Origin of the sequence: Iodobacter arcticus (assembly GCF_042664895.1) — a bacterium.
In the GTDB taxonomy this organism is placed as follows: domain Bacteria; phylum Pseudomonadota; class Gammaproteobacteria; order Burkholderiales; family Chitinibacteraceae; genus Iodobacter; species Iodobacter arcticus.
Map to the genome: position 1 here is coordinate 1 of NZ_JBHTBQ010000046.1, position 15,116 is coordinate 15,116.

Here is a 15,116-nt window from a genome sequence, read left to right on the forward strand (position 1 = left end):
TCGAGTCGGCGGCGGGCGGGATTGGCTCGCTGCCTCGCTCCCTTGCCGAAACCCCGCCCCGCTTGTTCCTCGCTACGGCGTGTTTCAAGGGGACTTTAAAGCCCTATGCGGAGAGCGTGGTTATTGTGTTTTTCCTCTGTCTTTTAATGAAAAAACAAATTGGTTAGCGCACATGGGGCTTAGCCACCCTTCACGACGAATACAATCACAGAGTTGAAAATGCCTCTCCCTGCAAAGGCCGATTAAATGCCAGAAATTAAAATGGTGTAATCGCCTGAGGCTTCAGCGGCAACACGGGCTGCTCTTTGAGTTTTTTCTCGAGGATACTGATCGCGACTTCCAGCTGCTGGTCTTCGCCTTTAAAAGTAGCGTGTGGCAGGTTTTCGACTTCTATGTCTGGCGTGACGCCCACGCCTTCTATTAACCAACGGCCATCCTCGATAGCAAACTGGCCGTTTTCTGCCGCACGGACCATGCCATTATCCGCAAGGCGGTTTTGATCGGATAACCAGACGCCTGCACCCGCGGTGCGCTTACCCACAAGTGGCGCTAATTTAAGTGATTTAATCCCGGCAGCGAAGGTTTCACCATCGGAATAAGTCAGCTCATCAACAAGTACCACCAGCTGCCCACGGAAAGTTTGCTGCATATTGGTGTAAGGCTGGCGCTGGGGGTTGGCCCAAAATGCCCATGCTTTACGTAATAGTTTTTCGATAATCCAGCTATCGATATTGCCGCCGTTATTACGGCGCACATCAATAATCAGCCCGTCACGATTAATATTGGCGTAAAACTCACGGGCAAAGCTGCCGATATCCTGTGCCACCATCGCCCGCAAATGTAGATAGCCAATTTTGCCTTTAGATGCCGTGTTCACCCGCTCGCTACGGCTTTGCTCCCAATCGCTATAACGCAGATTATTTTGCTTATCCATATTCACAGGCAAAACAATCACCTCGTGCATGGCTTTGGCGCGTTTAATTTGTAGCAAAACCTGCTTATCTGCCTGATTAAGCAAGAGATCAGAAATATCTCTCGCCTCCAGTACTTTTCGGCCATTCACCGCAGTAATCACATCGCCTTCATTTACATCAACATCTGCCTGAGCCAATGGCGAGCGTTGGGCGGGCAGCTCGGCTTCGCTATGATAAATATGCTCAACCCGATAGCCCTCTTGCGTGCGCAGCAAAACCGCACCCAGCCCAGCCGCTACGCCATCGGCCACACCCTTACGAATATCGCCGGGGGTCACTTGCGAATGCAAAATACCTACTTCTGCCGCCATCATCCCAAGCACATCATTTAGCTCGGCCCTATCGCTGACACGATCAACCAGCGGGGCGTATTTTTCGCGCATTTTCAGCCACGCCACGCCGCGTATTTTATCGTCGAATAGAAAATCCCTGTGCATACGCCAGGCATCGGCAAACATCTGTTGCCAATCCTGCCGCGGATCGCTTCTAAAGCTCCAGTCATCCAGCTTTATTTTGGCTTTGCTGATATCCGAGGGCTGCTTCGCCCCTGCATCGACAATAAAAAACCCACCGGCAGCGGCTTGATAAAACAAATGCTTTTTATCGCCAGAGAGCTGGTAGTCTTTTACCGCTGCGGCAAATAACTCGGTTTGCGGCGCAGTTTTGCTGATAGAGATCGTTTTTAGATTTGTCTTATCGCCTTCCTGCTCCAGAAAATAAATAAATTTATCGTCAAGCGCCAAGTCACGATAATTGCCCGCAGGCACAGGCAGCTCGTATAAACGCTCTGCCAGCCCTGCATATTGAATGGCAGGTAGCGGCTTTACTTCTGGCTTGCTGGCTTTTTTATCCGTTTTTTTATCGTCTTTGGCATCCGCTTCGGGCTTTACCAGCTCGTCATCTGCTTTAAATGGGAAACGATTGCTCGCTTGCAGCGCCAAGGCATAGACTCCGCCGCGTTTATCAAAAACCGGCCCCATATTACGATCGCCCCAAGGCGAGCGGTTGCTGACTTGAAAGTTGCGATTAGAAATAAAATACAACCAGCGCCCGTCTGCCGAAAACACCGGTGACGCCGATTCATAGCGATCACTACTCACAAACGCCAGCCGCTTTGTCTCTAAGCTATATAAGCCAATCTGCTCACGTTGCTGATTGCTATTGGGCCGCACAATGGCCAGCGTTTTACTATCGGGCGACCACACCACGGCATCGTGCCTGTCTATGCCCAGCACGGATGCATCATCAATCACCTGATTGTTTTTGCTGTGCAAATCCAGCAACCATAAGCGGCCGCGTTTATCGCTATGCGCCAGCCATTTGCCATCAGGCGAGGGGTAAGTAGCCCAACGATGCGTGCCGCCATCCTGCGTCAGCCGCTCACCTTTGCCGCTACCGTTGGCGGCAAATTGCCAAATTTCATTTTCTCCCGTGGTATCCACAAGGGCATAGACCGATTTATCGTCGTGAGAAAACACCGCTTCGCTAGCGCGTGCGCCATCGGGCACAGGCAGATCAACCCGCCTTTGCGGCCCTGGCCCGGCAATGGTTAAACGGCCACGCGCCGTAAACAAGGCTCGCTCTTCTTTTGCCGCCAGCTGCATATGCGTCAGATTATCCAGCGGAGATTTAATCTGCCGCTGACGCTGCTGATCAAAATCAGACAGCAAATCAATTTTTATAAGCTGATCCTGCTTTGCAGCTAAATCCAGCACATGCAAATCGGCCCCCAGCTGATACACAATCTTGCCATCGCCAAGGCTAGGATTGCGGACTTCCCAATCTTTATACGCGGTTAAAGCCAGCATTCCGCCACCGTGCACAGCAGAGTACAAATTGTAAGCGCCGTCTTTATCGCTTACAAAATACAGCTGGCTTTTCCACCACATGGGCCGCTTATAATTACTGCCATCATCAGGAAACAGCGGCTGCGCTTCGCTCTTAGCCTGTAAATCAAAGCGCCAGAGCCGGGCATTGGCTCCGCCGCGATATTTTCTTGCGTTATCGCCGGTTAGATGTAAGCCATAGCGAGTGAAATACAGCGTTTTCCCTGCATCATCCAATACCGCCTCGTTGGCATCCGCCACGGGGAATACTCTGCGCTGTAAGCTCTGCGGGTGAATGGCCGCAATAATCCGGTGCGCTGACGGCCCTGTGCTGCTTTGCGTGCTTAAAAGCACCTCACCCCCGGCTGTCCAGCCCAGCACATTAACCGTGCCATTTTCAAAGCTCAGCCGCTTGGGCACGCCCCCCGCCATCGGCATCACATACGCTTCTAAAGCGCCTTCATAAGAGGCCGAAAACGCCAGCCACTTGCCATCATGCGATACCGCCGAGTAAATCTCTGCCCCTGCATGCGTTGTTAAACGCTGCGCCTGCCCACCCTGAAGCGGCGCTTTCCATAAATCACCTTCTGCGGTAAACACCACCGCATCAGGGCTAAGCGCCGGAAAGCGGGTGTACGCCGGGCTGGCAAACGCGCCTGTAGCAAGTAAAATAAGGGCAAGGGAAAGAATCTTCATAAGATAAAAGGAGGGCTCTCAAGTCAGATAGAAAATGGCTTACACGCAAGCAAATACACAGCCAAGCATAGTGAGCCAAGAATAAGAACAGAAATATTAACGCCAGGCAAGCTTGCAAAAACCACCTACTCCACTTACAATGCGCCAGCATTACACAGCGGGTGTCGTATAATGGTAATACCCTAGCTTCCCAAGCTAGCGCCGAGGGTTCGATTCCCTTCACCCGCTCCAAATTCAAAGCCCGGTTAAGTCACCTTAACCGGGCTTTTTACTGAGTGTTTACGCCATCTTCAAGCCCTTCGCAGAAAAGCATAAACACGGCATTGGCAAGGAAAAATTAAGGGCAACCTGCCCCAAGTTTGCCCCAGGTTAGTAATCTGCCCCTACTGAGGCAAACCAACGAATGCGCTGCACGCTTCAAATCCCCTTCTAGGCTTCCCGCAAATTATTACTCCATTATTTTTAATCATAACTAATATGATTAATAAACCTTAAACGAACAGATGGCCTCCACTTACGCACCCTCACAATCTGTGCGGGCATTCAAAGCAGGAATAGAATATGCCCGAAGGCTTAGCCGATCTGTTTGGCACAGACCAGTGGACTCCCACAGGGGCCGTTAAAACCACGGCACAAACTCAATACGATTTTGAGCTACTGGTGCAGGCGCATGTAAACCCCTTAACGCCCGGCGTAATTGATGGGGGTGGCACCTGCGCCAATATCCTTGCCGCCATTCCTGCCGGGCAACAAAATACTTTTGAATTTGAGCCAAGATCACAATATGGTTTCAAATTTAGATGGACAGATGCAAACGGAGTGCAATGGCAGGTGCATGGGCACGAACCAGATGCCGGTGCCGTAGTCGGCCATGTTGGCGCAGGCGCGTGGACAATGCGCGTGCAATGCGGCAATGCTTTTATGATGTCACGCCAGCTGGTTTCTGATTTTCCCGCCATCCATGCCAATTACACCCCTCCTACATTCTGGAGCCGCTGTAATACGCCGTTAAAAGTAGGGCTAAGCCATATTGTGATCAATAATCCGTAAGCCTACCCCTCTACCGACTTCAGTCTTTTCTTACCGTAAATAGTAAACAACCGGAATCAGAGTAAAGTTAAATCTGTTGGCTTAGGCGCCATAAAACGGAGGCAGCGAATGCTTCAATCATTCCTCAGAGATCTTGCACCAGCCAACAGATCGCCTTCAACATAAGCCTTGAATAAGCCACGATAGCCAACCTGCGAAGACGCCGAATCACTGCTAAGACTGAAATATGGGGAGGAGGGACAGTGCCGGTTATTTGCCCAAGACATTAATCTAGCAACTGGATCAAACGTAATCGGAAGGCTGCTACACGGATTTAAGTTTGTGCTGACCCCAGTTATTACACCATTCAAGTGGCCAGCACTGGGTAGAAAACCCAATGAGAACCCCCTCACTAAAACAGCTAAACCTCTCTGGCACCGCTAGGAGTGTAAGACTTACCCCATTCTCTAGAAGAAACATGAACCGGACGCTGTGCTAGCCGATTACCCTGAATGAGCTGTCTGACCAGCGCATGTGGAGGCAAAGGATCAGGCTGAGTTCCATTAAGAAAACCTTGAACATGAGCACGTAAAAATCCGTTCAAATTAACGGTGAGCCCATACAAAGTCGTTGCTTGCGGATTAAGGGAATAACCGTGCGGAGTAAGAAGCGGAGCATTGCGTTGAATCCATAACCCAGCGCAGCAGGTAAAGAAAATAACATGCTGTGGCCGGAAAATTTCTATCATTCGCCGAAAATTACCCGCAGCAATCCGGCGCAAAGGCGCATTGGTCAGCGGATGGCCAGTGTGCACCGTCGCCGGATGTGGGGTATTACCATGCCCAGCCCAAATCACATTTAGCGGGCCATGCGTGGTAGCGGCCAGAGCCAGCTCTCCAAAAGTGGCGGGAGAGAAATGAAAGCCCTCAAACTGAACTGGAATCACCTGCACAACCTGACCCGCAATAGCAAGAGCCATATTCTGCCCATGATTATCTCCATTATGGATAAGAATCCATGGCATCGTCACCCCCCTTATCATCAATCATAACAAGATAAAAACGTTTCAATACGCTTTTAAACCCCAACACTTCTTGACTACAGTATTGCGGAACAATTCAGATTTTGCCCGCAATACTCAACCTTTAAGCAACAAAGCCAGATAGAGCAAACAGCCCTCTACAGAGTGCTGAGGCACAATAACAAGGCACGCCTAAGCCCCCCGCACACCACCAGCGACTCGGCTTTGGTCATTAGTTCAAGATGGCTGACCAGCACATTCAACTGGCTGGTTTTGGTGACACTCTCCGATTTCGACTCGCCATAAGTAATGCTCACGCTGACCGAAGAAGGATCTGCGGCGGCAGCCTTGGCAGCATCGATGCCGTTTTTAGCGGCCAGTGCAGCGGTGCCTGCGGATAGTGCTTTAACGCGGCCATCTTTAGATTCACCCGCGGTTTTTGCTGACTCCGTCACCGTTTGCGCGGCTTGCAGCATGGTCAGCGCGGGGGCGCTCACCGCCACGGCTATACCGCTTTGTTTAAAGGCTCGAGTTTCGGTGCTTTGATGGCGATCCTGGCCGGGGTTTACCGTGACTTGCTTGCCTTGGATCACCATATCCCCAGCCAGCGCAGATAGATCGCTGCCGGTGACGATTGAAAGAGATGGGTGTTTTTTAAAAATGAAAATCTTCTAACCCTTTACCTTTTCTTTTTAAAATTTGATAAATAGAAACTGAGTAAAATCTCATAAATAGCTAAATAGTGTCATAGATTTTCCATAGGTTAATTTGACCCCATTTTTTTCTATCATTGACGGCTCCGATCTGTACACTGCCCCCTTATAATTTTAAATTTTCGAAGAAACAAGTAACTTATCTTGAAGCAAAACGCTAACACCGCCAACCTTCCACAATTTAAAATACAAATCAAGATTAATATCTAAATCAATCAATGGCGCAGCAATATACCAAGCTAGATAATAGTCCGCAGCAATGCCATATAATGCTTCAAATAGTGCATAACTTTCATTGACATCTAAAGCCTTGCTATTTCGAACATGATCGCCAATAAAATCAAAAATCCAGTTATTAGGGATATCTAATTGAACTGCATCATTAACCACGCTATTTGAAACATAAACAGCACTTGCTTTGCTACTTATCCACGCAAGCTCAGTATCTCCCATACATTGACAAAAGCGGGACTGCTCTTTTAGCCATCTGGTAGCAAAAACTAGTAAATCTGCATTTGAACATTTCCCCATTGGAAAAAGATATGCCCTTTGATCTAAAGATCCAGCATCCAGAACATTTTTTGCTCGCTCTACAAGGGCATCGGAATTAGGAAAATAATTAAAAATTTCATCCAAATTATGGACAGCTGAAACATCCTTAAAAAGTGAAAGGAAATGCGCCTTATCAAAATAAGCTTTCTCCTCACAAAAATTGCACCAATCAACCAATAATGAACTCATGTATTACCCCCGGCTGCCTAATCCTAGCCTCAATAGCCTCTCGAGCACTCTTATTTCCCCATAAGATATCTAACTCACCAAAAGACAAATTATCGTACCAGCGGTTAAATTCTCCATTACGGACCCTAGGCACTTTGCCACCAGGTAAAATCTCATCTAGCGCTCGTATATTAATTTTTGAGTCAGTAAACACTTTAGGATCTGTATTTACGGCAACTAGTGTTGCTTGGCAATTCTTCGATGCACAAGTAGTTATCACTCAACAACAACAATCTAAAATCGGATAACTATTCGTACAGCATCGGATAGCCATCCATTATATTTGTGCTTTTTTTGCACAAATCTTGTGGCTTGACGCTACTGGTACCCCATGCACTTATTGGCCAAACTGCGACCAATTATTTTATATTCATCCAAAAACAACAGGAGCAGTACATGAACAACCCAACTATCCGCACTCTTGCAGGCGTGCCTGCAACCACAACATTGAATGCTGCCAACACTGCCTTACTCGTGATCGATTTTCAAAACGAGTATTTTGACGGCAAAATGCCGATCCCAAATGGCATGAGGGCCTTACAAAACGCCAAGCGTTTGATCGCTTTTGCGGATGAACACAAAATGCCGGTGTTTCATATTCAACACATCACGCCAGCAGGCTCGCCGATTTTTGCCGAAGATGGCCAAACCGTTACGTTTCATGCCGACATCCAACCCGCAACGCAGCACAACGTAGTACAAAAATCCAGCGTCAGTGTATTTGCGAGTACCGACATTGCTGTACAACTCAAAAAAGCCAATGTGCAAACATTGATCATCGCAGGATTAATGACGCACGCATGTGTTGCTGGTGCAGCACGCGATGCGGTACCTGCAGGTTTTGACGTAATCGTTGCCGATGATGCTTCTGCAACCCGTGACCTTGATACACCGAGTGGTGATATTGTGCCGCACGATGTATTACATCGCTCATCATTGGTGGCCGTAACCGACACTTTCGGTGATGTTTTGACTACAGACGAAATTTTGAAATTAAATATTCAATAACCATCATTCATACTGACAGGAGAATTAAATGAAACAATTTTTCACTACATTGTATTTTGTCGCAGCTACCATCATCGGCGGCACTGCACTCGCCGTCGAAACCCAACAACCCATCGCTGAAAAATTGGTTTCTGCACCAGTATCTGAACTGAAATGGCGCGAATTGCCTAGTACAGGGGGCATTAAGGTAGCCGATCTGCGCGGCGGTATCACCGACAAAGGTGCGTACGACGCATTTGTGATTTTCCCTGCGGGCAAAGACAATCCGTACCACTACCATTCACAAAATCTGCCGACCGTGGTTTTAAAAGGTACGTTTTATGCTGTAATTGATGGCAAACGCATTGAATATCCGGCCGGCTCTTTCTATAACTTACCGGCTCGTATGCCGCACTACAGTGGTTGCACCAAAGATGCAGATTGCTTGTTGTTCCAGTACCAAGCCGACCATTTTGACTTGGTTCCAGTCAAAACCAAAAAATAAATTTTTGGTAGCAACATTCAACCAAACGAAAAAATACCCCAAAAATATGGACGCGTATCCAACTTTTGGGGTGCAGTTCAGGTTCACAAGGCATTTTTTACAACATTAATCGCATACAAATCAATCAATACGGACTTAACTCAATGCAACCAGCGCACTTGGGCATAATATTCGGTTATAAAATCGACAAAGGCACGCACCTTCGGCGAGATATGGCGGTTTTGCGGGTATAAAACATATAAATCCCGTGCCTGCAAGCGGTACTCGGGCAAAACTTTTACCAATCTGCCGTGCTGTAAATCTTGACACACCACAAACGATGCCGAAGCGGTAATACCCATACCTTCTCGAGCCGCATCGCACACCACTATGCCAGTATTGGCTTGTAAATTTCCGCTGACATTGACAGTATGTATATTACCGTGTGCGTCTTCAAATGACAGCTCGGTTGTTTGTAAGGCCAATGAATAGGCTAAATAGTTGTGATACACCAGATCAGCAGGCACTTGGGGCACTCCGTGCTTTGACAAATAATCCGGGGACGCGACCAGCACCATTTCACTAACAGTCAATTTTTTGGCGATTAATGTAGAGTCGGGCAGAGAACGGGTTATTCTCAAACCCACATCGAACTCTTCAGTGATTAAATCGACAAAGCGATCATTACATACCAAATCGACTTTAAGATCAGGATACATCTGCATAAACCGTGGCAACCAACGCCCCAACTCCAACGTACCGAACACCATCGGCGCATTAATGCGCAGCAAACCGGCGGGATGCGTTTGGTGCTGATTGACTGCCAACATCGCATCCTCCATCTGATCGAGTATCTGCACACAATGCTCGTAATAAATCCGTCCGACTTCGGTCAAGGCAATACGCCGCGTGGTTCGGTTCAATAGCTGAGTGCCCAACAATGCCTCCAACTGACGAATCTGTCGCGATACGACGGTATGCGAAACATCTAACACATCGGCCGCAGCCGAAAAACCGCCTGCTTGCACGACATGCCGAAAAGTTCTCATTGCTGCCAATTGATCCATGCTGGTTTTCTCGCCAAGTCTTGTAATCTGTCGATGACGTTTAATCGTCAAGCTACCCAATTTCTCGCATTTTGAAACAACTTCAGCCATGGTGAAACGTGCCATTCGTTTGGTTTCCACGAGAACTCCGGTACCTTTAGGTGCAATTGTGCTAACTTCTTTTCCTGACACTTTACCAACTAAACTACCAACCCCAACAAAAGCCCCCAATTCAGCGGCTCCCCCAAAATTATTACTCACTGCATCAAGACCAGCCTGCTCAACTAACACCTTCATTAACTGGTCAAAATTATCTTTCGTTAACGCTGCGTATTTCTTACCTCCTTCATACTGAGCATTATCAACCAGACCTCGGGCCAATACCTCCATCTTTGCGGGCACATCAAAGCGCTCAACAAAATTACCAGCGGCATTCTGATAGAACGTTGTGCCTGTGGCCTTGGTTGCTTTTATTGCATCGGCTTCAGTTACAAAAATACGCATTTCATCACGGCCATAGACATTTTTAGCCGCCTTGACCAGGTCATCCTTCATTCAGTGCTTTTAGCGCAGGATTCTTAGCCTGCAGTTCCCGAGTTCGCTGTCTCAACAAATCAACATGCTTCAGCACATTATTCTACATCTCAATCTGCGCCGCATTATTCGCTGCCGCTGCATTGCCATCCGTGGCCGCAACAATGCCGGCAATGATGGAGCCGACCAGATTCTTACGCTTTTCCTTTTCACTGGCGGTCATCTTATCTGCGTTGGTGTTTTCGATTTCAGATAAGACGTTATTGATGACGACGCAGGAAGCCGCACCCACGGCGGCGCTACTGCAGTTGCTGGCGGAGACAGCGGCTCCGGCGCAGGAGGCGATGGCATGTAGGGCGGCGCGGACGTTTTGGCTGGTTTGCTTTTCTTCCCCCTTCTTGGTCTGGAAGCTGTCAGCGATATCTTTGATCTTTTCAGCGCCTAAGCTTTGCACGTAAGCCACAGAGGCGTTTTGCACCAAGCCCGTTAAGCCGCCGCTGACATTACCACCCACTGCCGCTTGCAGTGCGGTCATGGCGCGGCCGTAGTCTCCGCCAGGCGTCCATTTATCTGCTTCGGTTTTTTGCGCAGCCAAGCTTTTTTGTTGCGTGTCTAGCTGACTGATCAGCTCCTGATTTTGCTGATCTTGTGGCTTGGCTTGTTCGGCTTTTAAGCTGGCCGATGTGCCGTCCAGCGCCTTTTTCGCCGCATCCGCTTCAGCCGTGCGGTTGGCCATAAAGGTGTTGCCTTCTTGCAGGAAGGTTTTGGTGGCGCTGAATAGCTCGTTGATTTTTTCAGGCTTAAAATCATTGGCGAGTTGTTGCTGTGCGCCATCGGTATCGCGGCTTAGGCTGGCGATGGTTTCTGCTGCGGTTTTGCCGGTCAGTTCTTTGATTGCCCTGGGGACAGACCACGGTTAATTTTCTTCATTGCATATTTAAACTGTGGTCTGTCCCCAATGCTGTTCATTTTTATGAACACTCGTAACTTGACAACTAGCAACGAAATTAATTTATAAAAGGAAAATTTTTCTCATACAACATTCTTACGTTAGGCAACGCTAACAATGCTTCTTTTGCATCCGCAATAGTTCCTGGCACATCATAAACGGGACGACCCCTCTCAATAGCAATCCCATACAACGCCAAATCCTCTTCATCCGAACACTCCCAAGATGGAACAAAGCCCAAAACATTGAAGACATTCATGATTGGTTGATCAAAATCCAACAAATCAAGAATATAATCGGGCCTTTCATTGTCGGGCAATATTTCCATGACATATGCAGCCCACTGCTTAAGCTCATCAACGCTAATTGCAGAGGTAAACAAACACTGAATAACGAAGCCAATGTCTTTATTTTTTTCTTTTGTTATGTCCAAAATTTATTGTCCTTTACTCATGGCATCTCCGCCAATATGACCAGTTTTTGAATGAATTACTTGAGGTACCAATTGCATGCGGCCACTATCCTGATGATGATGCCAAGTATATCCATCTATTTTACTAGCCCCACCCTGTATTTGCCTTAACTGCGCTTCAGTAAACATATTAGCATTGACTTGTTTTTTCTGAATAGATGACCATAAATCATTGGATGCCATTTTCATTTGATCTGTATAACTAGCTTTTTTAAATGAATCCGTAGTAAATTTTGTGTCAAAACGTGAGACATCATCAAATATAGGATACCCCCTCTTATCAAAGACCACCCCTGTAATCGGGTGTCTTTGTCCCGCTAACTGAACATTCTTAGCGGTCATTGGAGGCACAGTTGTAGACGTTACATTATCCGCCCCATGCTGTAATACCTGATCCTGACGAGATGTACTTGGACTATACGGGCTTTGAGCATGTTTCTCCGTTGTGCTCTCAATAACGCTAGTGCTCTTAACCTTACCACCGACAGCCCTCGCCCTAGCTACATCACCTACCGCACCAAGCTGAGCAGACATGCTACCAGAGGGGTGACTCATAAATTCACCCAAGGCCTTTGCTGTAGCTGCAGGTAACTTTGCAGCCAGCTCCGCACCCGCTTTTGCCCCGCCAACAACACCAGCAACATCAACAACTAAACGTGTAACTTCCACGCCAAGTGTAATAGACGCATCTACACCGCCATCGCGATATGCCTGATTGATAAGATTAAGCCGCCCCTTATATTCAGAATAAACAACCTCTCCCATTTGCTTACGCGCTTGCGGATCATTTACTAGCTGCTGAAGACTATTAATTGTCTCTGGTAAGTGAGTAACAACCTGTGCAACACCTCTCGCTAGGTCATCTGCACTGATATACACACCGCCAGCCACCCCAATAGCAAATGCCGCATCTTGTTTTGCGCTTTGAATAAACCACTTTGTTTCTATAACTGCTTTTTCAAACCCATTTTTTGCATTGGCTAATTCGGCTTTATGCTGAGCCTGTTGACTTGGCGAAAGCCAATTATTCTGCATCTCAATCTGCGCCGCATTATTTGCCGCCGCTGCATTGCCATCCGTGGCCGCAACAATGCCGGTGATGATGGAGCCGACCAGATTCTTACGTTTTTCCTTTTCACTGGCCGTCATCTTATCTGCGTTGGTGTTTTCGATTTCAGACAGGACGTTGTTGATGACTACGCTGGAAGCGGCACCCACAGCAGCGCTACTGCAGTTGCTGGCGGAGACTGCCGCTCCGGCACAAGAGGCGATGGCGTGCAGGGCGGCGCGGACGTTTTGGCTGGTTTGGTTTTCTTCTCCCTTCTTGGTCTGGAAGCTGTCGGCGATATCTTTGATTTTTTCAGCGCCGATGCTTTGCAAGTAAGCCACAGAGGCGTTTTGTACCAAGCCCGTTACGCCGCCGCTGACATTACCGCCCACTGCGGCTTGCAGTGCGGTCATGGCACGGCCGTAGTCGCCGCCGGGCGTCCATTTATCTGCTTCGGTTTTTTGCGCAGCCAAGCTTTTTTGTTGCGTGTCTAGCTGACTGATCAGCGCCTGATTTTGCTGATCTTGTGGCTTGGCTTGTTCTGCTTTTAAGCTGGCCGATGTGCCGTCCAGTGCTTTCTTCGCCACATCCGCCTCGGCCGTGCGATTGGCCATAAAGGTGTTGCCTTCTTGCAGGAAGGTTTTGGTGGCGCTGAATAGCTCGTTGATTTTTTCAGGCTTAAAATCATTGGCGAGTTGTTGCTGTGCGCCATCGGTATCGCGGCTTAGGCTGGCGATGGTTTCGGCAGATGTTTTGCCGGTCAGCTCTTTTTGCTTAGCTTCGTCGGTGATGGTGATTTTGGCTGTGGCGATGGCGCTCTTGGTGGTGCTTGTGCCATTGTCCCCAGCGCTGAGGGCGACGGGCGCAGTGGGTGTGACACCGCTTGGGCCTGCGTCGTAGAGTTTATTTCCAGATGGGGTGGCGGCTTGATCTGTGCTTGGGGCTTTGCCATCCTCAGGTTTTTTCTCAGTGCCGCCCATGCTAAAGCCACCGCCAATGCCGATGCTGCTGGCGCTGTATTCGGCGCGGTTATTGATGTCTTTTTGGGTGAGCGTGCCGGTGCTGAGGGTGTTGTCGTCCGATTTGCTGGCGATGACTGCGCCGTTTAGATCAGTGTTGTTTTTAACCTTAATCTCAAAGCCGTCTTTGCCCGCAAACAAGCCGCTTTGCTCGGTGACGGCGGCGTAGTCAGATTTCATTTTGTCTTGACTGATGCTGGCGCTGCCCGATACACCGACACCCACGGTTACGCTGGCGCTTACGCTGCTTTGCTTGCTGTCAAACTGACTGGTGTCTTGGCGGCTAGCGAGTTTTAAATCTCCGCCGATGTCGGCAATGATTTTATTGCCGCTGACCACTGCACCTTCGATGCGGGTGTCGTTGCCGGATTCTAGCGTCAGTGTTTTGCCGGCATTGATATGGCTGTTTTGCTGGGCGGTATCTTTGCCGTCTGCTTGGCCGCGGCTCAGGCTGCCGTTGGCGGTCACGCCATAGCTTCCACCGCCCTGGCCCATCGTGATCGCTACCCCGGCTCCCCAGCTGGAGCTGCTGTTTTTGCTGTGCTGCTCGCTCTCATCCAGCGCCGATTGCAAGTTAATATCGCCATCCGATTTCAGCTTGATATTGCCTTTGGCATTGATCTCGCTGCCCAGCACATTCAGCTGGCTGGCTTTATCACCCACCGCCGAGATTTGAATATCACCACCGGCGTTTAAGGTGCTGCCGCTATGGCTGATGCTGCTGGTTTTGGTGGTGCTCTCCGATTTTGATTCGCCATAAGTAATGCTCACGCTCACCGAAGAAGGATCTGCAGCCGCGGCCTTGGCAGCATCGATGCCGTTTTTAGCGGCCAGTGCAGCGGTGCCTGCGGATAATGCTTTAACGCGGCCATCTTTAGATTCGCTACCTTGTTGTGCAGACGAGGCAACTGTTTGCGCAGCTTGCAGCATGGTCAGTGCAGGCGCGCTGAACGCAACGGTAATGCCACTTTGCTTAAAGCTTTGGGTTTCGGTGCTTTGATGGCGATCCTGTCCCGGGTCTACCGTGACTTGTTTGCCTTGAATCACCATATCCCCAGCCAGCGCAGATAGATCGCTGCCGGTCACTTGAACTGCATTGCCTGCCTTAATCGTCAGCTTGCCCTGCTCGCTACCCACCAAGCTGCGGTTCTGGCTTTGAATGCTGCCATCAGCATCGGTATGGGTTTGTTGCTCTTGCTTGCCGTACGTAAAGCCAAACCCTCCGCCACTAAAGAGGCCAGATTTACTTTCTTTTTTATCGTGAATTTCCTTACTGCTATTGGTGCCCGCCGTGATTTTAACGTCGTTGCCCGCCAGTAATTGCACATCTTGAGTCGCAGCAATGGCGCTGCCGTTTACTTTGATATCCTTACCCGCCTGCAGATCAATGCTATTACCAGACAGGCTATTCCCAACTGCCTGTGTATTACGACTAAAGTCACTGGTGGTGGTGGTTTTGCTAGAGAACCAGCCACGGCTATGGCGGTAGGTTTCTTGCGTATCGGTCTGCGTTAGGTCGATCGAAGCCAGCTCGATAT

At 48.9% G+C, this 15,116-nt stretch carries 11 protein-coding genes, 1 tRNA gene and 1 pseudogene; 4 read left to right on the forward strand and 9 right to left on the reverse strand.

Features of this window, described 5'->3' with window-relative positions; genetic code table 11:
- Positions 1–256: 256 nt before the first annotated feature.
- Entirely contained in the window at positions 257–3,496 is a 3,240-nt protein-coding gene (locus ACFQNF_RS19960; protein WP_380190017.1) for a S41 family peptidase, read from the reverse strand.
- 157 nt (positions 3,497–3,653) lie between these two features.
- Between ACFQNF_RS19960 and ACFQNF_RS19965 the strand changes: the two genes are divergently transcribed.
- Positions 3,654–3,727 (forward strand) — tRNA-Gly (locus tag ACFQNF_RS19965).
- A gap of 330 nt (positions 3,728–4,057) precedes the next feature.
- Positions 4,058–4,546, forward strand: a complete 489-nt coding sequence (locus ACFQNF_RS19970; RefSeq protein WP_380190019.1) for a hypothetical protein — start codon at positions 4,058–4,060, stop codon at positions 4,544–4,546.
- Positions 4,547–4,946: 400 nt separating this feature from the next.
- Here ACFQNF_RS19970 and ACFQNF_RS19975 read toward each other — a convergent pair whose 3' ends face one another.
- The 3 genes from ACFQNF_RS19975 to ACFQNF_RS19985 all read right to left on the reverse strand — a co-directional run bounded on the left by ACFQNF_RS19975 (position 4,947) and on the right by ACFQNF_RS19985 (position 7,000).
- On the reverse strand, positions 4,947–5,549 hold the full coding sequence (locus ACFQNF_RS19975) for a hypothetical protein (RefSeq protein ID WP_380190021.1): 603 nt from the start codon (positions 5,547–5,549) through the stop codon (positions 4,947–4,949).
- Between the two features lie 155 nt (positions 5,550–5,704).
- Entirely contained in the window at positions 5,705–6,142 is a 438-nt protein-coding gene (locus ACFQNF_RS19980) for a hypothetical protein (RefSeq protein ID WP_380190023.1), read from the reverse strand.
- Positions 6,143–6,373: 231 nt separating this feature from the next.
- Positions 6,374–7,000: a hypothetical protein gene (locus ACFQNF_RS19985; protein ID WP_380190025.1), complete on the reverse strand. Its 627-nt coding sequence runs from the start codon at positions 6,998–7,000 to the stop codon at positions 6,374–6,376.
- Positions 7,001–7,435: 435 nt separating this feature from the next.
- Between ACFQNF_RS19985 and ACFQNF_RS19990 the strand changes: the two genes are divergently transcribed.
- Together ACFQNF_RS19990 and ACFQNF_RS19995 are read left to right on the forward strand one after the other, a co-directional pair.
- Positions 7,436–8,047, forward strand: coding sequence for an isochorismatase family protein (locus tag ACFQNF_RS19990; RefSeq protein WP_380190027.1), 612 nt, complete (start codon positions 7,436–7,438; stop codon positions 8,045–8,047).
- A gap of 28 nt (positions 8,048–8,075) precedes the next feature.
- A complete protein-coding gene (locus tag ACFQNF_RS19995) occupies positions 8,076–8,531 on the forward strand; it encodes a cupin domain-containing protein (protein WP_380190029.1) in 456 nt (151 codons plus the stop codon).
- 140 nt (positions 8,532–8,671) lie between these two features.
- On the opposite strand, the gene ACFQNF_RS20000 is transcribed toward ACFQNF_RS19995, so the two are convergent.
- The 5 genes and pseudogenes from ACFQNF_RS20000 to ACFQNF_RS20020 form a co-directional block, all read right to left on the reverse strand.
- Positions 8,672–10,111 (reverse strand): LysR family transcriptional regulator, encoded by a 1,440-nt coding sequence (locus ACFQNF_RS20000; RefSeq protein WP_380190031.1) that lies wholly within the window; start codon positions 10,109–10,111, stop codon positions 8,672–8,674.
- A gap of 82 nt (positions 10,112–10,193) precedes the next feature.
- A complete protein-coding gene (locus ACFQNF_RS20005) occupies positions 10,194–10,826 on the reverse strand; it encodes a hypothetical protein (RefSeq protein WP_380190033.1) in 633 nt (210 codons plus the stop codon).
- Positions 10,827–11,097: 271 nt separating this feature from the next.
- The gene (locus tag ACFQNF_RS20010) at positions 11,098–11,472 is read right to left on the reverse strand and encodes a hypothetical protein (protein ID WP_380190035.1); all 375 of its coding nucleotides are present in this window, start codon (positions 11,470–11,472) and stop codon (positions 11,098–11,100) included.
- Positions 11,473–11,475: 3 nt separating this feature from the next.
- Positions 11,476–13,758: an HNH endonuclease gene (locus tag ACFQNF_RS20015; protein ID WP_380190217.1), complete on the reverse strand. Its 2,283-nt coding sequence runs from the start codon at positions 13,756–13,758 to the stop codon at positions 11,476–11,478.
- A 123-nt stretch (positions 13,759–13,881) separates the two neighbouring features.
- A pseudogene (locus ACFQNF_RS20020) lies at positions 13,882–15,114 on the reverse strand (hemagglutinin repeat-containing protein); the annotation flags it as partial.
- Positions 15,115–15,116 lie beyond the last annotated feature (2 nt).

What these genes read in the sequence shown, in the direction of transcription:
- ACFQNF_RS19990 (WP_380190027.1), top strand. Translation starts at nt 7,436, where the DNA reads ATGAACAACCCAACTATCCGCACTCTTGCAGGCGTGCCTGCAACCACA.
- ACFQNF_RS20005 (WP_380190033.1), bottom strand. Translation starts at nt 10,826, where the DNA reads ATGGCCAACCGCACGGCTGAAGCGGATGCGGCGAAAAAGGCGCTGGAC.
- ACFQNF_RS19985 (WP_380190025.1), bottom strand. Translation starts at nt 7,000, where the DNA reads ATGAGTTCATTATTGGTTGATTGGTGCAATTTTTGTGAGGAGAAAGCT.
- ACFQNF_RS19975 (WP_380190021.1), bottom strand. Translation starts at nt 5,549, where the DNA reads ATGCCATGGATTCTTATCCATAATGGAGATAATCATGGGCAGAATATG.
- ACFQNF_RS19970 (WP_380190019.1), top strand. Translation starts at nt 4,058, where the DNA reads ATGCCCGAAGGCTTAGCCGATCTGTTTGGCACAGACCAGTGGACTCCC.
- ACFQNF_RS20000 (WP_380190031.1), bottom strand. Translation starts at nt 10,111, where the DNA reads ATGAAGGATGACCTGGTCAAGGCGGCTAAAAATGTCTATGGCCGTGAT.
- ACFQNF_RS19995 (WP_380190029.1), top strand. Translation starts at nt 8,076, where the DNA reads ATGAAACAATTTTTCACTACATTGTATTTTGTCGCAGCTACCATCATC.
- ACFQNF_RS19980 (WP_380190023.1), bottom strand. Translation starts at nt 6,142, where the DNA reads ATGGTGATCCAAGGCAAGCAAGTCACGGTAAACCCCGGCCAGGATCGC.
- ACFQNF_RS19960 (WP_380190017.1), bottom strand. Translation starts at nt 3,496, where the DNA reads ATGAAGATTCTTTCCCTTGCCCTTATTTTACTTGCTACAGGCGCGTTT.
- ACFQNF_RS20015 (WP_380190217.1), bottom strand. Translation starts at nt 13,758, where the DNA reads ATGAAATCTGACTACGCCGCCGTCACCGAGCAAAGCGGCTTGTTTGCG.